General features: G+C 71.7%; 18 protein-coding genes. 4 read left to right on the top strand and 14 right to left on the bottom strand.

Features of this window, described 5'->3' with window-relative positions:
- Nucleotides 1-171 precede the first annotated feature (171 nt).
- A complete protein-coding gene (locus ACZ4Z4_RS06905; protein ID WP_468323247.1) occupies nt 172-1,599 on the top strand; it encodes a lipase maturation factor family protein in 1,428 nt (475 codons plus the stop codon).
- On the opposite strand, the gene ACZ4Z4_RS06910 is transcribed toward ACZ4Z4_RS06905, so the two are convergent.
- The 5 genes from ACZ4Z4_RS06910 to ACZ4Z4_RS06930 all read right to left on the bottom strand — a co-directional run bounded on the left by ACZ4Z4_RS06910 (nt 1,587) and on the right by ACZ4Z4_RS06930 (nt 5,977).
- A complete protein-coding gene (locus ACZ4Z4_RS06910; protein ID WP_468323250.1) occupies nt 1,587-2,444 on the bottom strand; it encodes an amidohydrolase family protein in 858 nt (285 codons plus the stop codon). The two genes, ACZ4Z4_RS06905 and ACZ4Z4_RS06910, sit on opposite strands and share 13 nt — an antisense overlap.
- Nucleotides 2,441-2,755, bottom strand: a complete 315-nt coding sequence (locus ACZ4Z4_RS06915; RefSeq protein WP_468323253.1) for an L-rhamnose mutarotase — start codon at nt 2,753-2,755, stop codon at nt 2,441-2,443. The genes ACZ4Z4_RS06910 and ACZ4Z4_RS06915 overlap by 4 nt, the downstream gene beginning before the upstream one ends.
- Nucleotides 2,752-3,762 (bottom strand): aldo/keto reductase, encoded by a 1,011-nt coding sequence (locus ACZ4Z4_RS06920; RefSeq protein ID WP_468323256.1) that lies wholly within the window; start codon nt 3,760-3,762, stop codon nt 2,752-2,754. The genes ACZ4Z4_RS06915 and ACZ4Z4_RS06920 overlap by 4 nt, the downstream gene beginning before the upstream one ends.
- Before the next feature lie 92 nt (nt 3,763-3,854).
- A complete protein-coding gene (locus tag ACZ4Z4_RS06925; RefSeq protein ID WP_468323260.1) occupies nt 3,855-4,610 on the bottom strand; it encodes an SDR family NAD(P)-dependent oxidoreductase in 756 nt (251 codons plus the stop codon).
- On the bottom strand, nt 4,607-5,977 hold the full coding sequence (locus ACZ4Z4_RS06930; RefSeq protein ID WP_468323263.1) for an enolase C-terminal domain-like protein: 1,371 nt from the start codon (nt 5,975-5,977) through the stop codon (nt 4,607-4,609). Before ACZ4Z4_RS06930 ends, ACZ4Z4_RS06925 begins: the two co-directional genes overlap by 4 nt.
- A gap of 340 nt (nt 5,978-6,317) precedes the next feature.
- On the opposite strand from ACZ4Z4_RS06930, the gene ACZ4Z4_RS06935 reads away from it, so the two are divergent.
- Together ACZ4Z4_RS06935 and ACZ4Z4_RS06940 are read left to right on the top strand one after the other, a co-directional pair.
- Nucleotides 6,318-7,028, top strand: a complete 711-nt coding sequence (locus ACZ4Z4_RS06935; RefSeq protein ID WP_468323266.1) for a FadR/GntR family transcriptional regulator — start codon at nt 6,318-6,320, stop codon at nt 7,026-7,028.
- A gap of 45 nt (nt 7,029-7,073) precedes the next feature.
- Nucleotides 7,074-7,823, top strand: coding sequence for a hypothetical protein (locus ACZ4Z4_RS06940; RefSeq protein WP_468323269.1), 750 nt, complete (start codon nt 7,074-7,076; stop codon nt 7,821-7,823).
- 23 nt (nt 7,824-7,846) lie between these two features.
- Here the strand turns inward: ACZ4Z4_RS06940 and ACZ4Z4_RS06945 are convergent, their stop codons facing one another.
- The 8 genes from ACZ4Z4_RS06945 to ACZ4Z4_RS06980 form a co-directional block, all read right to left on the bottom strand.
- A complete protein-coding gene (locus ACZ4Z4_RS06945; RefSeq protein ID WP_468323272.1) occupies nt 7,847-8,419 on the bottom strand; it encodes a hypothetical protein in 573 nt (190 codons plus the stop codon).
- Nucleotides 8,420-8,430: 11 nt separating this feature from the next.
- Nucleotides 8,431-10,332, bottom strand: a complete 1,902-nt coding sequence (locus tag ACZ4Z4_RS06950; protein ID WP_468323276.1) for a caspase family protein — start codon at nt 10,330-10,332, stop codon at nt 8,431-8,433.
- Between the two features lie 52 nt (nt 10,333-10,384).
- On the bottom strand, nt 10,385-10,810 hold the full coding sequence (locus ACZ4Z4_RS06955; RefSeq protein ID WP_468323279.1) for an effector-associated constant component EACC1: 426 nt from the start codon (nt 10,808-10,810) through the stop codon (nt 10,385-10,387).
- A 116-nt stretch (nt 10,811-10,926) separates the two neighbouring features.
- Nucleotides 10,927-13,944 (bottom strand): alpha-mannosidase, encoded by a 3,018-nt coding sequence (locus ACZ4Z4_RS06960; RefSeq protein ID WP_468323282.1) that lies wholly within the window; start codon nt 13,942-13,944, stop codon nt 10,927-10,929.
- 117 nt (nt 13,945-14,061) lie between these two features.
- Nucleotides 14,062-15,315: a glycoside hydrolase 5 family protein gene (locus ACZ4Z4_RS06965; RefSeq protein ID WP_468323285.1), complete on the bottom strand. Its 1,254-nt coding sequence runs from the start codon at nt 15,313-15,315 to the stop codon at nt 14,062-14,064.
- A 56-nt stretch (nt 15,316-15,371) separates the two neighbouring features.
- Nucleotides 15,372-16,307: a carbohydrate ABC transporter permease gene (locus ACZ4Z4_RS06970; protein WP_468323288.1), complete on the bottom strand. Its 936-nt coding sequence runs from the start codon at nt 16,305-16,307 to the stop codon at nt 15,372-15,374.
- A complete protein-coding gene (locus tag ACZ4Z4_RS06975; RefSeq protein WP_468323291.1) occupies nt 16,304-17,275 on the bottom strand; it encodes a carbohydrate ABC transporter permease in 972 nt (323 codons plus the stop codon). The genes ACZ4Z4_RS06970 and ACZ4Z4_RS06975 overlap by 4 nt, the downstream gene beginning before the upstream one ends.
- Nucleotides 17,276-17,295: 20 nt before the next feature.
- On the bottom strand, nt 17,296-18,594 hold the full coding sequence (locus ACZ4Z4_RS06980; protein ID WP_468323294.1) for an extracellular solute-binding protein: 1,299 nt from the start codon (nt 18,592-18,594) through the stop codon (nt 17,296-17,298).
- A 268-nt stretch (nt 18,595-18,862) separates the two neighbouring features.
- Between ACZ4Z4_RS06980 and ACZ4Z4_RS06985 the strand changes: the two genes are divergently transcribed.
- Nucleotides 18,863-19,912: a LacI family DNA-binding transcriptional regulator gene (locus ACZ4Z4_RS06985; protein WP_468323297.1), complete on the top strand. Its 1,050-nt coding sequence runs from the start codon at nt 18,863-18,865 to the stop codon at nt 19,910-19,912.
- Between the two features lie 28 nt (nt 19,913-19,940).
- Here the strand turns inward: ACZ4Z4_RS06985 and ACZ4Z4_RS06990 are convergent, their stop codons facing one another.
- The gene (locus ACZ4Z4_RS06990) at nt 19,941-20,852 is read right to left on the bottom strand and encodes a nitroreductase/quinone reductase family protein (RefSeq protein WP_468323299.1); all 912 of its coding nucleotides are present in this window, start codon (nt 20,850-20,852) and stop codon (nt 19,941-19,943) included.
- Between the last annotated feature and the right edge of the window lie 278 nt (nt 20,853-21,130).

The following is a 21,130-nucleotide window of genomic DNA, read 5'->3' on the forward strand; positions in this document are numbered from 1 at the left end:
GAAGGCGGCTGCGGACCGGATGAAAAGACCGCCGTGGCGAATGGGGCGGCAGCGACGGCAGGGCCGGGGAACGATTGGCCCGTTCCGCATGGCTCTCCGACCCGCCGTCTGACCGATTCGACTCGCCGGCCGTCGAAGGCGCCGGTGTCCGGCCGACCGCACAATGGGCACGTGGAGTGGTTCACCGCGGACGCGTACTGGTTGAGCCGGCTGATCTTCCAGCGGGCCCTGGCCGCGCTGTATCTCGTCGCCTTCCTGGGGGCCGCCCGGCAGTTCCGGGCGCTGATCGGCGAGCGCGGCATGCTGCCGGTGCCGCGGCACGTCGCACAGGTGCCGTTCCGGCGGGCCCCGAGCCTCTTCCAGCTCCACTACTCGGACCGCTTCTTCGCGCTCTGCGCCTGGGCGGGCTGCGCGGTCGCGGTGGCCCTGCTGGCCGGTGCGGACGGGTTCCTGCCGCTGTGGGGCGCGATGCTGCTGTGGCTGGTGCCCTGGGCGCTGTACCTCTCCATCGTGAACGTGGGCCAGACCTGGTACGGCTTCGGCTGGGAGTCGCTGCTCCTGGAGGTGGGCTTCCTCGCGGTCTTCCTCGGCAACGACCGGGTGGCGCCGCCCGTGCTCGTACTCCTTCTCCTGCGGTGGGTGCTCTTCCGCGTGGAGTTCGGCGCCGGGCTGATCAAGATGCGCGGCGACGCGTGCTGGCGCAAGCTCACGTGTCTGTACTTCCACCACGAGACGCAGCCGATGCCGGGCCCGCTGAGCTGGTTCTTCCACCATCTGCCGAAGCCCGTGCACCGGATGGAGGTCGCGGCCAACCACGTCACCCAACTGGCCGTACCGGTCCTGCTGTTCACGCCGCAGCCGGTGGCGACGGGCGCGGCCTGCCTGATGATCGTGACCCAGCTGTGGCTGATCCTCTCGGGCAACTTCGCCTGGCTGAACTGGCTCACCGTCGTCCTCGCGGCGTCCGCACTCGACCTGTCCGCCTGGTACACGGCACCCGCCGTCGCGGAGGCACCCCTCTGGTACGTGGTGGTGGTGACCGCCGTCTCCGCGCTGCTCCTCGCGCTCAGCTACCGTCCGGTGCGCAATCTGCTGTCCCGGCGGCAGATCATGAACCGCTCGTTCGACCCGCTGCACCTCGTCAACGCGTACGGCGCGTTCGGCAGCGTCAGCCGCGTCCGCCAGGAGGTCGTCATCGAGGGCACGGCCGACGAGGCGCCGCGCGAGGACGGCGACTGGCGGGCGTACGAGTTCAAGGGGAAACCCGGCGACGTGCGCCGCTGGCCGCGCCAGTTCGCCCCCTACCACCTGCGGCTCGACTGGATGATGTGGTTCGCCGCGCTCTCCCCCGCGTACGCGCGGTCGTGGTTCGGCCCGCTCGTGGAACGCCTCCTGGAAGGCGACCGGGAGACCCTGCGGCTGCTGCGGAGCTCACCGTTCCCGCCCGACGCCCCGCCCGCGTACGTCCGCGCCCGGCTCTACCGCTACCGGTACACGACCTGGCGGGAGCTGCGCGAGACGGGCGCCTGCTGGGAACGTACTTACGTCCGTGAGTTCCTGTCGCCGACGCGGCTCGCCCCGCCCGCTCAGCAGCGGTAGACGCGCCGGGCCGTGCCACCGAACACCTCGGCGCGCTCGCCCGTGTCGAGCGTGTCCGTCAACAGACGTGCGGCGTCAAGGACTTCGTCGTACTCGGCGGCGAGCGTACTGACCGGCCAGTCGGAGCCGAACATCAGCCGCCGGGGCCCGAACGCCCCGATGACCGTGTCCGCGAACGGCCGCAGGTCGTCCACCGTCCACGTCGCGTGGTCCGCCTCGGTGACCATGCCGGAGAGCTTGCACACCGTGTTGGGGCGCGCGGCGAGCGCCCGGACCGCGGACGCCCAGGGTTCGACGGCGCCCGACACGATGGGCGGCTTGCCCAAATGGTCGAGGACGAAGGTGAGTTCGGGCAGGTCGGCGGCCGCCTTGGCGCAGGCGGGCAGCTGATGCGGCAGGACGACGAGGTCGTAGGCGAGACCGGCCGCGGCGACCGCCGTCAGGCCCCTGCGCACGTCGGGCCGCAGCAGCCACTCCGGCTCGGGCTCGCCCTGCACCTGATGGCGGATGCCCACCAGGTGCTGCCCGCCCGGCAGTTCACGGAGTGCGGCCAGCGTGTCCGCCACGTCCGGACGAGTGAGGTCCGTCCACCCGACGACCCCCGCGACGAGATCGCTGCCCGCCGCCAGGGCGAGCAGCTCCGGGGTCTCGTCCGGCACGGTCACGGTCTGGACGAGCACCGTGGCGCCGACGCCCGCCGCGCGGGCCTCGGGCGCGAGGTCGGCCAGCGTGAAGTTTCTGCGGATCGGCGCGAGGGCGTCACCGGTGATCCACTCCTGGTCGCGCACGGAGAGGTCCCACACGTGGTGGTGGGCGTCGACGAGGAGCGGCCCGGCCCCCGTCACGGCAGCTCCCACACGACGGGCAGCCCGGCGTCGGCGCCCTCGGCGGAGTAGTCGTGGGCCACGTCCAGGAGCTCGGCCATCCGGGCCTGCCAGGCGATGTTGACCGGCAGCCGCTCCAGCTCGGCGAGCATGCGGCCGTAGTCCTCGCACTCCAGAAGATGGAAGAGGTCGGCTCCGCTGCGCCAGATCGTCCAGGAGGAGACGCCCGCTGCACGGATCGCGATGGTGAGTTCGGCGGGCACCTCGCGGTGCGCGGCCTCGTAGGCGTCGATGCGGTCAGGGCGGACTCTGGTGTGCAGGGCGACTCTCACAGCCGGTCCCTTCCCCGTACGCCCCCCGGTATGTCTTCCCCGGCGTCCCGCCGGGCCTCGCCGGGGACCGGCACCTCCGGCGGCAGCAGCCCGGTCTCCCGCGCCTCCTGCCAGAAACCGGCGGGCACCTCGGCGGCGAACTGTTCGGCGGCGTCGGTGACCTGCTCGGGGGCGCGGGCTCCGACCAGCACGCTGGCGACGGCCGGGTGGCCGGTGGGGAAGGCGAGCGCGGCGGCCCGGAGCGTGGTGCCGTGCCGTTCGGCGACCGTCCGCAAGGCCTGGGCGCGCGCCAGCAGTGGGGGCGGCGCCTCGGTGTAGTCGAACCGGGCTCCGGGCCTGGGGTCGGCGAGCAGGCCGGAGTTGAAGACGCCGCCGATGACGACCGAGGTGCCGCGCTCGCTCGCGGCGGGCAGCAGGCCGGTGAGGGCCCGCTGGTCGAGGAGCGTGTAGCGGCCGGCGCAGAGCACGGCGTCGACGTCGGTCTCGCGGACGAAGCGGGTGAGCATCTCCGCCTGGTTCATGCCCGCGCCGATCGCGCCGACGACGCCTTCGGCGCGGAGCCGCTCCAGCGCCGGGTAGCCCTCGCGGAAGGCCTCTTCGGCGTGGTCGTCGGGATCGTGCAGGAAGACGACGTCGACGCGGTCGACGCCGAGGCGGGTCAGGCTGGACTCGATCGAACGGCGCACGCCGTCCGCGCTGAAGTCCCAGACCCTGCGGTGCGTGCGCGGCACCGCGAAGCCGCCGTCGGCGAGGTCGTCGCCGGTCACCTCGTCGGCCGGCGCGAGGATCCTGCCGACCTTCGTCGAGATGACGTACGAGGAGCGGTCCCGGCCACGCAGCGCCTCGCCCAGCCTGCGCTCGGACAGGCCGAGGCCGTAGTGCGGGGCGGTGTCGAAGTAGCGGATGCCCGCGTTCCAGGCGCGGTCGAGGGCGGCGGCCGCCTGCTCGTCGCTGACCGGCGCGTAGAGGTTGCCGATGCCCGCGGCACCGAAGGACAGCTCGGTCACCTCGACACCACTGCCCCCGAGAACGCGCCACGCCGGACCACGCGCCGGTTCCGGGCCACCCGCGTCCCGGCCACCCACCGGCTCCACCCCCCTCACCGGTTCGCCGGCCGAAGGCGCAAGCCCTGCATGCCGCCGTCGACAGCGAGGGCGGTGCCGGTGGTGGCCCCGGACAGGGGGCTCGCCAGGTAGGCGATGGCGCCCGCCGCCTCCTCCGCCGTTACCAGGCGTCCGGTGGGCTGGCGCGCCGCCAGCGCGGCCCGTTCGGCGGCCGGGTCGGGGGCGTCGTCCAGCAAGCGGCCGACCCAGGGGGTGTCGACGGTGCCGGGGTTGACGCAGTTGACGCGGACCCCTTCGCGCACGTGGTCGGCGGCCATGGCGAGGGTGAGGGAGAGCACCGCTCCCTTCGACGCCGCGTACAGGGCGCGTTGCGGGAGCCCGGCCGTGGCCGCGATGGAGCACGTGTTGACGATCGCCGCGCTCGTCGAGACGCGCAGATGCGGCAGGGCGGCGCGGCTGGTGCGGACGACCCCGAGGACGTTGACGTCCAGGACGGTGTGCCACTGCGCGTCGTCGTTGTCCTCGACGGTGCCCTGCGCGCCGATGCCCGCGTTGTTGACCAGGACGTCGAGTCCGCCGAGGTCGGCCGCGGCCGAGGCGACGGCCTCCCGTACGGACGCGTCGTCGCTCACGTCGGCGGCGTACGCGCGAAGGGGCTCGCGCACACCGCTCGGGTCGAGGTCGAGGACGGCGACGTCCGCCCCGCGCGCGGCGAGGAGTGCGGCGGTGGCCCGGCCGATGCCGGACGCCCCGCCGGTGACCAGGGCCTTGAGCCCCTGGAAGTCGGTCATGCGGCTGCTCCCTTGCCCGGTGCGAGGTGGTCGTGCGCGGGGGCGTCCCGTGCGAGGTCGGCGGCCCAGAACGTGCCGTCCGGATAGGTGAACGCGGCGACGGACTCGTCCCGCATGGTCGCCGAGAAGCCCGGCGCCGTCGGGGCCGTGTAGTGGCCCGCGCGGATCACCACCGGGTCGGTGAAGTGTTCGTGCAGGTGGTCGACGTACTCGATGACGCGGTCCTCGGTGGTGCCGGCGAGCGCCACGTAGTCGAACATCGCCAGGTGCTGGACGAGCTCGCAGAGGCCGACGCCGCCCGCGTGCGGGCAGACGGGGACGCCGAACTTGGCGGCGAGCAGGAGGATGGCGAGGTTTTCGTTGACCCCGCCGACCCGTGCCGCGTCCATCTGGAGGATGTCGATGGCGCCGGCCTGGAGGAGCTGTTTGAAGACGATGCGGTTCTGCACGTGTTCGCCGGTGGCGACCTTGACGGGGGCGACGGCCGTGCGGATCGCGGCGTGGCCGAGGACGTCGTCGGGGCTGGTGGGCTCCTCGACCCAGTAGGGGTCGAACTCGGCGAGGGCGCGCGTCCACCGGACGGCCTCGTCGACGTTCCAGCGCTGGTTGGCGTCGACGGCCATGCGGATGCCCGGGCCGATGGCCTCGCGGGCGGTGCGGCAGCGGCGGATGTCGTCGGCGAGATCGGCGCCGACCTTCAGCTTGATCTGGGTGAAGCCGTCGGCGACGGCCTGCCGGGCGAGCCGGGTGAGCTTCTCGTCGCTGTAGCCGAGCCAGCCGGGCGACGTGGTGTAGCCGGGGAAGCCGTGCTCCTTGAGCCGGGCCGCCCGGCCCGCCGCCCCCGCGCGGCCGGACCGCAGCAGCCCCAGGGCATCCTCCGGGGCAAGGGCGTCGGCGATGTAGCGGAAGTCGACCTGGGAGACGAGCCATTCAGGTGTGGCGTCGGCGAGCAGCTGCCAGAGCGGCTTGCGGGCCCGCTTGGCCGCCAGGTCCCAGACGGCGTTGACGACGGCGCCGACGGCCATGTGCATCACGCCCTTCTCGGGGCCGAGCCAGCGCAGCTGGCTGTCGCCGACGAGGGCGCGGTTGAGCGTGCCGGGGTCGGCGCAGAGCTCGTCGACGGGGCGGCCGACCACGTGGTGGCGCAGGGAGCGGATCGCGGCGACCTGGACGTCGTTGCCGCGGCCGATGGTGAAGGTGAAGCCGTGCCCCGCCAGGCCGTCGCCGGCGTCGGTGCGGAGCACCACGTAGGCGGCGGAGTAGTCGGGGTCCGGGTTCATCGCGTCGGACCCGTCCAGCTCCCGTGAGGTCGGGAACCGGATGTCGTAGGTGTCGACCGCGGTGACGCGGGAGGGAGTCGGGGACACAGGAGGCCTTTCCGGAAGGGGCGTGTCGCGCGGGCAGGGGGCGGTGGGCCGGTGCGGGGTCAGTCCTGTGCGCGGCCCCCCTCCGCCACCCTCGGGACGTAGTCGTTGTCCACCGTCCGCGAAGCCCCTTGAGCGATGGGCCTGTTGCGCACCTTCCTGCCGGCCATCTGACAGCTCCTCATCGAGCGGGATCGCTGGGAACGAGCGTGAGCGAATATTTATCAGACCACTTGCCGCCCACAACACCCTCCGTCGTCGACCTTTCGCACTTTCCGGCCGTAGTGGTCCGACCACATCTCTGACTAGACTGCGGCGGACCCGGCCAGCAGAGGAGCGTTACGTGGACCGACCGGAGCAGTCCGCCCCGCAGAAGGGCACCGTGACGCAGCGGGCCATCGAACAGATCAAGGCGATGATCGGCGGGGGGCGGCTCGAACCGGGCCAACGCCTGCCCACCGAGCGGGACTTGGCCACCCAGCTGGGCATATCGCGCAGTTCGATGCGGGAGGCGATCCGCGCTCTGACGGTGCTCGGCGTCCTCGAAGCACGGCACGGCTCCGGCATCTACGTCACGCAGTTGGAGGCCGGGGACCTCCTGGAGACCTTCGGCGTGGTGGCGGACCTGTCACGCGGGCCGCAACTGGTCGAACTCCTCGCGGTGCGCCGGGTCCTGGAGTCCACGGCGACCGCGCTGGCGGCGGCCCGCATCACGGAGACCCAACTGGCCGACGTGGCCAAGCACTTGGAGGCCATGAAGGCCACCGACGACCCGGAGGAGATCCTCGCCCACGATCTCGCGTTCCACCGCACGATCGCCTTCGCGGCGGGCAACGACACGATGGCCGCGATACTGGAGGGCCTCTCCTCGCGTACGTTCCGCGCGCGGGTGTGGCGGGGCTACCAGGAAGAGGGCGCCTTCGAACGCACCCGGCGCGAACACGCCCGCATCCACCGGGCGCTCGTGGCGCGGGACCCGGAGGCGGCGCGGGCCGCGGCGGCGGCACACGTGGGCGAGGTGGAGGAGTGGCTGCGGGGCCAGGTGGAGGGGTGAATCAAATCAGCGGCGCGATCGGGCCGGCCCTGACACCATCCCCCAGTGATCACCGACCCGAGCGACACCCCGCACACGACGGCCCTGCTTTCCGCCGTACGCAACAACGCCGCCTGGTGCGACGCCGTCTGCCGGTCCCACGGCGTGCCCGGCACCGTCGAGGGCGGCGTCTGGGCCAGCCCTCGGCGCACTCCCCCGCTGTACCCCGACGCCGTCACACTCTCCCCCGGCGCGACGCCCGACGACGTGCTCGCCCGCATCGACGTCGCGTCGCCCGGCGCCTCGGTGAAGGACAGCTTCGGCACGCTGGACCTCTCCGCGGCCGGCTTCGAGGTGCTGTTCGAGGCGCGGTGGATCCACCGTCCTGCGACGGAACCCGCACCGCGCGGCGGTGGCTGGGAGCCGGTCGAGGGCGTCGACCGGCTGTCCGCGTGGGAGGCCGCGTGGAGCGGTGACGGGGGAAGCGGTGTCGGGGGGAGCGGTGACGGGGCGGGTGAAGGGCTGTTCCGGCCCGCCCTGCTCGACGACGGAGCGGTGTTCCTGGCGGCCGCGGCCGGGGGCCGCGTCACGGCGGGCGCCGTCGCACATCCCGCCGCGTCCGTGATCGGCATCTCCAACCTCTTCGCCGCCGACGAGGACCTGGACACCGCATGGCGCTCGTGCCTGGACGCCACGGCCCGGCTCTGGCCCGGCGTACCGGTCGTCGGCTACGAACACGGCGACGACCTGGCCGCCGCGCTCCGCCACGGCTTCGCACCGGTCGGGCCCCTGCGCGTGTGGCTGCGCACGCCATAGACGTCATAGAGGTCATAGCCGTCCTAGCCGATCGGCATCCGTTCCACCCGCGGGTTCTTCCACTCGGCGCTGAAGGAGGGGCAGGCCGCGTCACCGCCGTCCCAGGACATGGTGAGCGCGACCTCGTCGGGCGTGCGGTGCAGGGCGAAGTCCGTCCGCACCGTGTACGAGCGCAGCCATCTGAAGCTGCCGCCACCGGCCCGGTCGCCGTCGACGCGGACCTCCCAGCGGATGCGCCGGTCCACGCAGCCACGGGGCACGGCGAGGCTGAGGACGCCGTGCAGTTCATCGCCCTCGAACCCGGAGTCGCGGCCCGGCCCCGCGACACGGAAGCCGCTCTCGGCACGTCGGCGTACGTCCCAGGTGTGGTAGCGCTTGGTGACGGACAATTTCGCACCGGTGATCTCCGTACGGGAGACGGGCGTCGATCCCCGGCCGGCGTACGTCAGAGGGAGGTCGTCCGTCGCGCGGCCCCAGAAGACCGTGCCGACGACGACGAACACGATCCCGAGGAAGAGGGCGATCAGGCAGCCCCCCACCGCGCCGTCTTCGGCGGCCTGCCGTTCCCGTGCGCCCGCCGCTCCCTCAGAAGGCATAGGACACATCCTCAGAAGGCATAGAACACATCGAAGCTCTTGGACAGGCGCGGCCTCTCCCACACCAGCCCGAACGTGTCGCACGTCCCGGCCGCGCCGGTCGCGTCGGCGTGCATCGTGACCTTTTCCGCGGAGGACCGCAGCGGGAAGTCGGTCGCGATCTCCTTGCCCGTCCCCCGCTCGGGCACCTCGATGGTTCCCTTCTTGAAGGGACGCCCGTCGAGGGTGATCTCCCAGGCGGCTTCGACGGGCCTGCTCCCGCACTCCCCTCCCGCCTCCAGGCGCAGCGTGCCTTCGAGCCGGTCTGCCGGGGCATCGCCGTCCACCGTGAAAGTGCTGCTCACACTGCCCGCCACATCCCAGATGTACGTGTCGCCCGCTGCCGTGGGCCGTCGCCCGCCGGACGGTTCGAGAGCGACGGTGCCACCGCTGACGGCGAGGCCGATGAGCAGATAGCCCACCACCGCGACGACCAGCACGGCGCAGAGGCAGCCGCCGACCGCCGACGCGGTGGGAGGCGGGCCCGGCGCACGGCTGGAGCCGGTGGGCGCAACGGACACGCCCGGCCCTGCGGTGGGCGCGGCGGCCCTCTCGTCGCCCTCGGCACGCCCCTCCTGCCCCGCCACGGCCGACACCTTCGCCACGGCGGCCGACTCGTGCCCCGTCGACTCCTCCCTCTCCCCGGCGGAGTCCGGAGCGAGCAGCCTGCGCGCCTGTCGGCGCAGCACATCGACCTCGTGCCGCAGCCGGCCGATGTCCTCCAGCGCCTCCGCCAGCTCGCCGTCGGTGACCTTGATGTACTGCTGGGCCTGTGCGAGCCGGTTCAGCAGGCTGTCGCGTTCCTCGACGAGCGCGGATCCGTTCAGTTCCTCCGCGAGCTCCTCCAGTTCGGCCCTGAGCCGGTCCGACTCCTCCCGCCAGTAGAGCAGTTGCGTGGCCGCGTCCTCGCTCGCGCGCTGGGCGAGGCGTCGCAGCGCGTGCAGCCGTTCCCTCTCCTTCGGCGGCAGCGGCGTGCCGCGGGCACCGACGAGGTCCGTGACGGCGTCGAGGACCGCCTCGGGAGCGATGCGGCTGCCCCGGAGATAGCGCTTGACCTGTGCCGGGGGCAGACCGAGGGCCTCGCCGAGCCCCGCCCCCGTGCCGAGAGCGGGCCCCACGGCGGCGCGCAGGGCGTCCGCGTAGGCGGCGGCTTCCGGGCTCACCGCCCGGTCCCACCGGTTGTGGGCGAGGACGATGCGGTGGCCGAAGTCGTCCGCGCGCTGCTGGGGTTCCGGGCGGCCCTTGGCGATCAGCCGACGGCGGACGTGCACGAAGAGGGAGTCCGTGTCGATCAGGTCGGGGCCGTCCGGGACACCCCTGTCGAGCGCCTCGATGACCTCGCCCGTGAAAGCCGTGTAGGTCTCGTCCCGCGGGGCCAGCGCCCGGACCGTCGCCGACGCCGCAGCCAGCAGATAGGTCCCCTTGATCCCCGCCAGGTCGGCGAGCTCCTCGTCGGGCGAACCGAGGTGATCCGTGAGCGCCCGCCCGCCGTAACAGCAGTCCAGGACGACGAGGCGCTGCCGTGCGGTGCACACCTCGAGCAGGACGCGCCGGATGTGGTTGAAGTCCAGGGCGTTGTACAGCCGTTCGTGGTCGCCGCTGGGCAGGGCCAGGTGCAGACCGAACTTGAGCGGGGAGAGGCCGTGTCCGGCGAAGTACACCAGGAAGGCGTCCGTGGCCTCCGCTGCGGCCGTGTGCAAGGTCTGCATGACCTGCGGGACCGAGCCCACCCTGTCGCCGGTCAGGTCGATGCAGTGTTCCTCGGGCAGGCCCCACAGATCGGCGTCCATGAGCAGTTCCTTCAACTTGCTCACGTTCTTGTCGACCGTGGGCAGGTTCGGCAACTTCTCGTACGTGGACACACCGATCAGCACCGCGCGGGTCCTGGCGGGGTCGGGGAACGCCGACTTCGTGGGTCGCCGTGCGTCACTCCCGGGCACTGGCGTCCTCGTCCCGGTCCTCGTCCCGGTCCTCGTCCCGAAGGTCCTGGAGGACGGCCGTGATGCGGCGGATCTCCTCGTCGGAGCCGCCGTGGACCGTCACGGAGCCGCGCCCGGTCGTCACCGTCACCGCGGGCGCGGAGGGGCGGGCGGCGCGCCAAGCGGCGTACGCCACCGCCAGGTTGAGGGCGGCGATACCGTGCCCCAGCAGCACGTCGATGACGTCGACCGCGCCCATGGTCCCGGCGTCGCCGTCCTGCCGCGCGGGACGGAGGCCGATGTCCGCGTGCTCCCGTACATCGGCGGTCTGCCGCAGCCATGTGTAGAGGTCGAGGGTGGCGCGCTCCCCGCCCCCGGTCCCGGACTCGTCGAGACGGATCTGCACACTCCGAGCGCTGCGCCGGTGTTCCATGCCGAGCCACGCTAACCGGACCGGACGCCCCGCGTGGGTGAGTTGTCGCGCACTCACCCACGCGATGGCGCCCGGCCCGTCGGCACGTCAGGCGCACACGCGTACGGAACCGGCCGTCACGCCCGGCTGAACCGCAGCGTCACCAACTCGAACGGCCGCAGCCGCACCGTCACCGCGTCCCCCGCGAGGTCCGGCGCCGCCGCCCCTTCGAGCGGTCGCTCCAGCAGGTCGGTCGCCGTGACCGAGCCGACCGGGAAGCCCGCCGTCAGTGTGGCGCGGGCCCGGCCGCCGTGCGCCTCGTGGAAGCGGACGACCACGTCACCGCTGCCGTCGTCGGCGAGCTTGACCGCGGTGACGACCACCGCGTCGTCGTCGACCGTCACCAGCGGCGCCACCTCGGAGCCACCGGTGATCCTGCGCTCGGGCAGGTTGACGCGGTAGCCCTCGCGCACCGCGTCGCCGATCCCCGCGCCCGGCACCAGCGCGTGCCGGAAGCGGTGGACGCCCTGGTCCGTCTCGGGGTCGGGGAAGCGCGGGGCGCGCAGCAGCGAGACGCGGACCGTCGTGGTCGTGCCGGAGTCCTCGGCGCGGACCGTGCGGGTCACATCGTGGCCATACGTCGAGTCGTTGACCAGGGCGACGCCCCAGCCCGGCTCCTCGATGTGCACGAAGCGGTGGTTGCACGCCTCGAACTTGGCGGCCTCCCAGCTCGTGTTGGTGTGCGTGGCGCGGTAGAAGTGGCCGAACTGGGTCTCCGACGCGTACCGCTCCGCGTGGATGTCCAGTGGGAAGGCGAGCTTGAGGAACTTCTCCGTCTCGTGCCAGTCGACCTCGGTGTCGATGTCGAGCCGCCGGTCACCGGGGGCGAGCGACAGCACCTGTGTGAGGCGCGAGGCGCCGAAGGTGCGCACGACACGGACGGACGCGCCCTCGCCGGGCACGACCTCGTCGGCGTCCGTGAGGTCGCTGACGGTGTTGCGGTAAAACTCGTCGACGTCCCACGCGTCCCACATGTTCGGGAAGTCGGCGTGGAGCTGCGGCAGGTTCGCCGCCTGTCCGGGCGGGACGGTCTCACGGCCGGCCACGAGGTCGTACGCGGAGACGACCAGGCCGCGGCCGTCGATCTCCACCCGCAGCAGGCCGTTGTCGAGGACGAAGCCGCCCTCCGCGCGCGGGGCGATCGCCGCCTCGCCGTCGGGTGCGGCGGCCCGGGCACCGCCCGCGGGCACGCCGTCGCGGGTGTGGGGCGTGGAGTTGAAGACGAGTGTGCCGGTCCCGTCACCGGCGAGTGCGCGCTGCGCCGCGTCGATGATGCCGTTCAGCTCCTGGGCGAGCGCGGCGTAGGTCGCGCGGGCCTCGCGGTGCACCCAGGCGATGGACGAGCCGGGCAGGATGTCGTGGAACTGGTGGAGCAGCACCGTCTTCCAGATGCGGTCCAACTGCTCGTAGGGGTAGGTGAATTCCGCGCACCGGACGGCGGCCGTCGCGGCCCACAGCTCCGCCTCGCGCAGCAGGTGCTCGCTGCGGCGGTTGCCCTGCTTGGTGCCCGCCTGGCTGGTGAGGGTCGCGCGGTGCAGTTCGAGGTAGAGCTCACCGACCCAGACGGGGGCGTTCGGGTATTCGGCCTCGGCCTTTTCGAAGAACTCCTGCGGCGTCTCCCACCGCACGGTCGCCGAGCCCTCCAGGTCCCGCATCCGCGCGGCCTTCGCGATCATCTCGCGGGTGGTGCCGCCGCCTCCGTCGCCCCAGCCGGTGGGCGCCAGGGAGTGCCGGGCGACGCCCTTGTCCTTGAAGTTCTTCGCCGCGTGGGCGATCTCGCTGCCCTTCATCGAGCAGTTGTAGGTGTCGACGGGCGGGAAGTGCGTGAAGATGCGGGTGCCGTCGATGCCTTCCCAGTTGAAGGTGTGGTGCGGGAAGCGGTTGGTCTGCGACCAGGAGATCTTCTGGGTGAGCAGCCACTTGGAGCCCGCCGCCTTGATGATCTGCGGGAGCCCGGCGGCGAAGCCGAAGGTGTCGGGCAGCCACGCCTCGTCGTTCTCGACGCCGAACTCGTCGAGGAAGAACCGCTTGCCGTGCACGAACTGACGGGCCATCGCCTCCGAACCGGGCATGTTCGTGTCGGACTCGACCCACATGCCGCCCGCGGGCACGAACCGGCCGTCGGCCACGGCCTTCTTGACCTTCGCCCACACCTCGGGCCGGTGCTCCTTGATCCACGCCCACTGCTGCGCCTGCGACATGGCGAAGACGAAGTCGGGCTCGTCCTCGATGAGCGCGGTCATGTTCGACGTCGTACGCGCCACCTTGCGCACCGTCTCCCGCAGCGGCCACAGCCAGGCGGAGTCGATGTGGGCGTGGCCGACGGCGCTGATGCGATGGGCGGAGGGCTCGGCGGGGGTGGCGAGGACCGTCTCCAGCTCGGCGCGGGCGGCGGCGGCCGATCCGTTGACGTCCTGGAGGTCGACGGCGTCGAGCGCACGGCCGACCGCACGGACGATGTCGTATCGCCGCGCCGAGTCCGCGGGCAGCTCCTGCATCAGCTCGCCCAGCACCTCCAGGTCGATGACGAGCTGCCACACCGTCTCGTCGAAGACGGCGAGGTCCATGCGCTCCAGCTTGTACTGGGGTTCGCTGCCCGCGGTCTCCTTGTCACCCAACTGAGTGGGCAGGAACGGGTGGTAGTCCAGGATGACGGGGTTGGAGGCGGCCTCGATGTGCAGCCGCACCTCTTCGCCGCCCTCGGCGGGCGCGGCGATCCGCACCCACTGGTTGCGCGGGTTGAGGCCCTTCACCGGGGTGCCGTCGGGGCGGTAGACGAGGCCCTCGCACTGGAAGCCGGGCATGTTCTCGTCGAAGCCGAGGTCGAGGATCGCCTCCACGGTCTTCCCCGCCCACTCCTCCGGCACGGTCCCGGTCACCCGGAACCAGCTGGTCCCCCAGGGCGCGCCCCACTTCTGGCCGACCGCGGTCGGCGACGGCTCGGCGGCCAGCCCTTCGGCCACCGCGACCGGCTCACCCGGCGCGTGCCACACGGCGACGTCCAGCGGTACGGACGCGGGATACACGGCGGGCCTGATGCGCTCGTCCAGAACGCGCTTGAGACGGGCTTCGACCAGGGTGCGGTCGTCATGCATGAGGGTTCTCCGATTGTTCGGGCGTGCGGGCAATTCCGGGCAATTTCAGCCCCTCCGGCGTTTGAGGAGCGGGGTCCGGGGCGGAGCCCCGTGCGAGACGGGCGGACGGTCGGGCGCCTACCGGACGTCCGCCGGCAGCAGCACTTCGCTGATGCCACGCGCAGCGAGGTACCCGGCGTCCCCCGCCCGTCCGGCGAGGACCACCGCAGGCCGGACACCGTCCTCGGCGAGCCGCGCGAACGCCTCGAAGACGGCGCCGCCGGGGGCACACTCCGAGCGCCTGGACAGGTCGTCGTCGACGACCACCGCGGTCGTCCGCGGCGCCGGAGCGTACGTACGGCCGCGCCACTCCTTCGCGATCCGGGCGATCGCCTCCCCCGCCGGCTTGACCTCACCCCCATTGGTCAACAGACCGAGGCTGTACTCAAGTTCAGGAAAATCCGCGAGATCGCGCGAGACGTCGTGCGAGCACCACCACGTCACCCCCCACACGTCCTGGCAGTCGAGCGCCGCCGTGATCGTGTCCTCGGTGAAGGACGCGGCGTGCTCGGCGGGGATCAGCGGCGCGGGCGCGCCGACCTCCTGGAGCCAGACGGGCCGGCGCGGGTCGTCCGCCCAGGCCTTGGAGAGCTCGATGAGGTACGCCGCGTGGGTCCGGGTGGCCGTGCCGGTGCGCCCGTGGCGCTGGGCCGTACCATTGAACACCCAGGAGTGCACGGCGGTGACCGCGCCGAGCCGGGCGGCCTGCGCCGGGGTGAAGGGCTGGTCGTCCTGGTACCAAGCGGCGTCGTACTCGGCGTGCAGGTGCAGCTTGCCGGGCGCGCCCTCCTCGCAGGCGGCGAGGACGGTGCGCAGCCAGCTCTCCGCCTGCTCCGGGGTGATGCGGTCGGGGTCGGGGTGCGGTCCCGCCGAGAACTGGTTGATCTCGTTGCCGATGGTCATGCCGATGAAGTTCGGCCGGTCGGCGAGGGCCGCGGCGAGTGTGCGCAGGTAGGCGGCCTGCCCGGCCACCACGTCGGGGTCGGTGAAGATGTTCCGCCGGTGCCAGGTCTGGGTCCACGCGGGCAGGAAGTCGAAACTCGACAGATGCCCCTGCAAACCGTCGACGTTGACGTCCAGACCGCGTTCGGCGGCGGCGTCGGCGAGCTGGACCAGCTGGTCGACGGCGCGCGGCCGGATCAGGGTGCGGTTGGGCTGGAAGTACGGCCAGATCGGGAAGGCCCGGATGTGGTCGAGGCCCAGCGAGGCGATCGCGTCGAGGTCGGCGCGCACGGCGTCGAGGTCGAAGTCGAGCCAGTGGTGGAACCACCCCTGGGAGGGGGTGTAGTTGGCGCCGAAGCGCGGCGTGCCCGAAGGCGATGCGGAAGGCAATGCGGATCCTGGTTCTGGTGAGACCGGGGAAGGGCCCGGGAGGGAAGAACGGGGGCTCAGCCCTTGACGGCGCCCTCGCCCACACCGCGGAAGAAGTACCGCTGGAGGCAGGCGAAGAGGACGATCAGCGGGAGCACGGCGATGACCGTGCCCGCGGCGACGAGGCGCTCGTCGTTGGCGAAGGTGCCGTGCAGGTAGTTCAGGCCGATGGTGAGGGTGAACCGCTCCGGGTCGCTGAGCACGATGAGCGGCCACAGGAAGTCGTCCCAGGCCCCCATGAAGGCGAAGATCGCGACGACCGCGAGGGTGCCCTTGACGGCGGGCAGCGCGATGCGCAGGAACCGCTGCCAGACGTTGGCGCCGTCCACGAACGCGGCCTCCTCGATCTCGTAGGGCACGTTCAGGAAGGCGTTGCGCATCAGCAGGACGTTGAGCGCGGAGACGCAGCCGGGCAGCAGTACGCCGACGAGGGTGTTGTTCAGGCCGAGCTCCCGCATGGTGGTGAACTGGGCGATGATGATGCCTTCGACGGGGACCAGCATGGCCAGGATGAAGACGACGGTCGCCGCTTTCCGGCCGCGGTAGCGCAGGCGCGCGAGCGCGTATCCGGCGAGCGTCGCGCCCACGCAGTTGGTGACGACGTTGGCCGTGGCCACCTTCAGGGAGTTGAGGGCGTAGTCCCAGACGGGGATGGTGTCGGCGACGCGCTCGTAGTTGTGGAGGGTGGGGTCGGAGGGCAGGAACTTCGGCGGGGAGCTGAAGATGTCCTCGTGCGGTCCCTTGAGGGACGTGGACAGCTGCCAGAGGAACGGGCCGATCATCAACGCCAGTACGGCGAGGAGGAGTCCGTAGCGCAGGACGATCTCCCACACGGGCATCCGGCGGCCGTTCTCGTCGGTGATCCGGCGGCGGCGGGACTTCCGGGTCGCGGGGGCCGCAGTGGCCGCAGCAGGCCCGGTGGCCGTCGGGGGGATCTTCTCGGCGGTGCTCACGCGTCCTCCTTCCGGTCCGCCCGCAGCACGAGCAGCATCAGTGCGACGGTGACGACGAAGACGACGACCGAGATGGCCGACGCGTAGCCGACCCGTCCGGTCAGGCCGGTGCCAACGCGCTGCACCAGCATCACGAGTGTGGTGTCCTCGCCGGCCGGGCCGCCGGTGGGCCCGGCCATCAGGTAGACCTCGGAGAACACCTTGAAGGCGGCGACCGAGGAGAGCGCGCCGACCAGGACCATGGTGGAGCGCACGGCGGGCACGGTGACGGTGAGGAAGCGCCGGAACGCCCCGGCGCCGTCGACCGCCGCCGCCTCGTGGAGTTCGCGCGGCACGTTGGCGAGCGCCGCGAGATAAATGATCATGTAGTAGCCGAGGCCCTTCCAGACCGTGACGGCCATCGCGCTGAACAGCAGCAGCCACTGGTCGCTGAGGAAGCCGACCTTGCCGACGCCGACCGCTTCGAGGACGGCGTTGACGAGGCCCCGCTCGTCCAGCATCCACACCCAGATCAGGCCCACGACGACGATCGAGGCGACCACCGGGGTGTAGAAGGCGGACCGGAAGAAGGTGATGCCGGGGATGTGCTTCTGGACGAGCATCGCGAGGAGCAGGGGCAGCAGGACGAGCGCGGGGACGACCACGAGGACGTAGATCGTGCTGTTGCGCAGGCCGATCCAGAACATGTCGTCGTGCAGCAGCTCGCGGAAGTTGGCGAGGCCGACGTACTCGCCCGGGATCAGCGTCCGCTTGTCCGTGAAGGAGTTGTTGAGGGTGCTGACGAACGGATAGAGGATGAAGACCGCGACGATCACGAGCCCGGGGGCGGCGAACAGCCAGGGGCTGGTGGGCAGTTGGCGGCGGATGGGGCGGCGGCCGGCGCGCCCGTCGGGGCGCGGCCCCTTGGGCGCGGCGGTCGCGGTGCCGGTGTCGGATGAGGTCGCCTTCGCGGCGGTGGGGCTCTTCATGGTCGTACGGGTCCCTGGCCTCAGCTGGTCTTCAGCAGCCGGTCGCAGTTCTTGACAGCGTTGTCAAGCGCTTCCTTCGGGGATTCCTTGCCCTGGAGCGCCCTGGCGACGGCGTTGCGCAGCTCCACCTTCATCTGCTCGCTGAAGAGGACGGGCGTGTAGTTCACCGCGGTCTTGATGGACTTCGCGGCGGCGACGCGGACCCGGGTCTCCTCCTTGCCGTCCTGCTTCGTGAAGTATGGGTCGTCGAGGGAGCCCTCGGTGCTGGGGAAGATCGCGACCTTCTTGGCGAACTCCATCTGGTGCTTGGCGTCGGTGACGAAGTGCGCGAAGGCGACGGCGGCCGGCGTCTGCTTCGTGCGGGCGTTCACCATCACGCCCATCACGTACATGTTGTCCTTGCCGGTGCTGCTGATCTGCGGGGTGATGCCGATGTTCTTGTAGAGCTTCGGCGCGTCCTTCTTGAACTTCTCCAGGTCGAGCGCGCTGCCGGGGTTCATGGCGACGGCCTCGGTGAGGAACTTCTTGCCCGTCGACTCCGGGGTGGCGGTCAGCGCCTGCCCGTCGAGCGCCTTGGCGTCGTACAGCTTCTTGTACTTCGTGAGGAGTTCGACGCCCTTGGCGTCGTTGAAGGTGAAGCCGGTGCCTTCCTTGTTCATGAGCGGCACGCCGTAGCGGCCGAAGTCCTCGATGGTGGGGACGTTGGCGAGGGTGGCGACCTTGCCGTCGCTCTTCTCGGCAAGCTCCAGGGCGTTGTCGAAGAGCTGGTCGTAGGTCTTCGGGGGCTTGTTCTCGTCGAGGCCCGCGTCCCTGAAGAGCCGCTTGTTGTAGAAGAGCGGGCCGGTGTTGAGGTACCAGGGGAAGGCGTACGTCCCCTCCATGCCCGGTATCTGGTGGCTCTTCCAGGCGCCCGGCAGGTACTCCTTCTCGTACTTCCCGGCGGCCTTGCCCAGGTCCAGGGCGAGGCCGGCCTTGGCGAGCGGGGCGACCAGGTCGGGCGAGACGTTGACGACGTCGGGGAGCGTGCCCGCGGCGGCGTCGGCGCTGATCTTGTCGGCGTAGCCCTCGCCGGGCTGGTCGACCCATTTGACCTCGGTGCCGGGGTACTTCTTCTCGAACTCGTCGACCAAGCCCTCGAAGTAGGGCTTGAAGTTGGCCTTCAGGTTCCAGGTCTGGAAGGTGATCTTGCCTTCGATCTTCCCTGACGCGTCCGTGGAACCGCTGCCGTCACCTCCGTCGCCACAGGCGCTCAGCGGCAGCAGGACGGCGAGGACGGCGCCTGCGGCGACCGCTCTGCGGGGGATACGGGAGATACGCACGGTGAAACGGCTCCTTTGCTCGGCCCAGCGTGAGACGGCGGTGACTGCGACCGTCCGAGCCGGGCAATCCACGCCGAGGCAGACCCTGCACGGAACGGTGGCGCAAAGTCAATGGATTCGGGGAACCGAATTCGAAGATCGGGCGACCTCCGGGGCAACTCCGCTGGTCAGGCAGGTGTGTTGAAAGCCTTGCGGTCGCCGACTAATGCGCTTTAGAGTCGCACCGCTCAAGCGCATTAGTATCCGGCAGCCAGGAAAGGGGCAACGGGTGCAAGGCAAGCGGTCACCGGCGCGCCGGCCGACCATGAAGGACATCGCGCGCCGGGCCGGGGTCTCCGAGAGCGCCGTCTCCTTCGCGCTCAACGACCGGCCCGGCGTCTCCGACATCACCCGGGACCGGGTGCGCCGGGTCGCGGAGCAGCTGGGCTGGCGGCCGAGCACGGCGGCGCGGGCCCTGTCCGGCGAGGGCTCGGCGACGGTGGGCCTGGTCGTGGCGCGGCCGGCGGCGACGCTGGGCGTCGACTCGTTCTTCCTCCAGTTGATCTCGGGCATCCAGGAGGTGCTGGCCGAGCGGCATTTGGGGCTGCTCTTCCATGTGGTGGAGGACGTGGCCGCAGAGTGCGCGGTCTACCGCCGCTGGTGGGCCGAGCACCGGGTGGACGGCGTCCTGGTGGTGGACCCGCGCACGGACGACCCGCGGCCCGCGCTCCTCGACGAGCTGGGTCTTCCCGCGGTGGTGACGGGCGGGGTGCCCGACCCGGAGGCCGGGCACCCGGGCCTGTCCACGGTGTGGGCGGACGACGCGGGCGCGATGGCTTCGGTGGTGGGCCATCTGTACGGGCTCGGGCACCGCCGCATCGTCCACATCGCGGGCCTGGAGGGGCTCGCGCACACCGAGCGGCGGATCCGGACGCTGCGCGTGGAGGCGGCGGGGCGCGGCCTGTCGGGGGTGCGTTCGGTGACGACGGACTACTCCGACGCGGAGGGCGCCGCGGCCACCCGCCGGGTCCTCGAATCCGCACAGCCGCCGACGGCGCTCGTGTACGACAACGACGTGATGGCCGTCGCCGGTGTCGCCGCCGCGCGCTCCCTCGGCTTCGCGGTTCCGGACGACCTCTCGGTCGTCGCCTGGGAGGACTCGGCGCTGTGCCGCATGGTGCACCCGTGGCTGACGGCCTTGTCCCGGGACACGCTGTCGTTCGGCCGCACCGCGGCCCGCGAACTCCTCGCCCTCCTCGACGACGGCCCCGCGGCGACGGTTCAGGTGCCGTTGCCGCGGCTCATCGAGCGGGAGAGCACGGGGCCCGCGCGAGCCTGAGGCCGGGAAGGCCCGCGCGGGCGCCGGCTCACTCCCCGCCCGGCGGCACGGGAGGCCACGGGAGCGCGGCGAGGACCGGCAGCAGGGCCTCCTCCTCGTAGTCGAGGTGGGCGGTCAACTCCGCGCTCATGCGCGCGAGTTCGGTGCGGAACCGCTCGGGTTCAGCTCCCCCGACGGCCGCGAGGAGGGTGGCGAGCTCGCTCTGGATGCGGGCGATCGTCCGGTGTTCCTCCGCGAGTCGGTCGAAGGTGTCGCGCAGTTCGGGGTGGTGGCTCGCCATGACGGGGAAGAGATGGGCGTCCTCGCCGGTGTGGTGGAACTCCAGGGCGTCGCAGAACGCCAGGCAGTGCTGGCGGATCTGGAGCCCGAGGCCCGGTGCCGGCGGTGTCCCCGGACCCCGGTGTGCGGCGAGCGCGGCGAAGTACGCGTCGGTCTCGTCGCGTACGTGCCGCAGCTGGCCGCGGAGCCAGTGGTGGACCTGGACCATCTTGTCCGCGAAGGTGGCCGCCTCCTCTGGCGTGCCGGCGTCGTGCGCGGGCCGTTCCAGGACGACGACCGGCAGGATCCGGCTGGTCCGCGCCTGGTAGTCGCCGTATCCGGGTTCGGCGGCGACCACCCGCTCGAAGAGCCGGTCGCGCCGCTCGCCCTCGGCCGGGACGGCGATCGCCTCGAACGCGTCGGTGCCGAGCTCGACGGTCACTGTGGGGTGGGTGAGGACGTTGTGGTACCAGTCGGGGTGCCGCGGCCCACCGAGGTTCGACCCGACGACCAGGAGCGCTCCGCCGTCGCGGACGAAGCCGAGGGGGGTGGTGTGCTCCTTGCCGGATCTCGCGCCGGTGGTGGTGAGCAGCAGGAGGTCGCCGCCTTCGAAGGGGCCGCCGACCTTGCCGCCGTTGGCGCGGAACTCGTCGATGACGGACTGGTTGAAGGGTGTGGGCATGACGGTGTCGGATCTCCGTACGGATCGTTCAAAGCCGCGTCGGGCGCGGTGAAGTGAGGGAGGGTCACGCCGTGGCGGCATGACCGAGGGCGCGCGAGGGCGCACGGGTCGGGCGGAAGCCCTGGGGTGCGGACGTCACGAACGGCAGGGCCGTTACGCGCGGTGTGCACTCACGACGTATCCATGGCGTCGTCCTTGAGTGAAGGTGCTCGCCCGATCGCCGACCTGCCCACTGCTCTTTGGTCGGCGCCACGCGGCACGAGCACCATTACAGACAC

The organism is Streptomyces sp. NPDC030245, from assembly GCF_055572995.1.

What these genes read in the sequence shown, in the direction of transcription:
- ACZ4Z4_RS06975 (WP_468323291.1), bottom strand. Translation starts at nt 17,275, where the DNA reads ATGAAGAGCCCCACCGCCGCGAAGGCGACCTCATCCGACACCGGCACC.
- ACZ4Z4_RS06925 (WP_468323260.1), bottom strand. Translation starts at nt 4,610, where the DNA reads ATGACCGACTTCCAGGGGCTCAAGGCCCTGGTCACCGGCGGGGCGTCC.
- ACZ4Z4_RS06960 (WP_468323282.1), bottom strand. Translation starts at nt 13,944, where the DNA reads ATGCATGACGACCGCACCCTGGTCGAAGCCCGTCTCAAGCGCGTTCTG.
- ACZ4Z4_RS06990 (WP_468323299.1), bottom strand. Translation starts at nt 20,852, where the DNA reads ATGCCCACACCCTTCAACCAGTCCGTCATCGACGAGTTCCGCGCCAAC.
- ACZ4Z4_RS06955 (WP_468323279.1), bottom strand. Translation starts at nt 10,810, where the DNA reads ATGGAACACCGGCGCAGCGCTCGGAGTGTGCAGATCCGTCTCGACGAG.
- ACZ4Z4_RS06945 (WP_468323272.1), bottom strand. Translation starts at nt 8,419, where the DNA reads ATGCCTTCTGAGGGAGCGGCGGGCGCACGGGAACGGCAGGCCGCCGAA.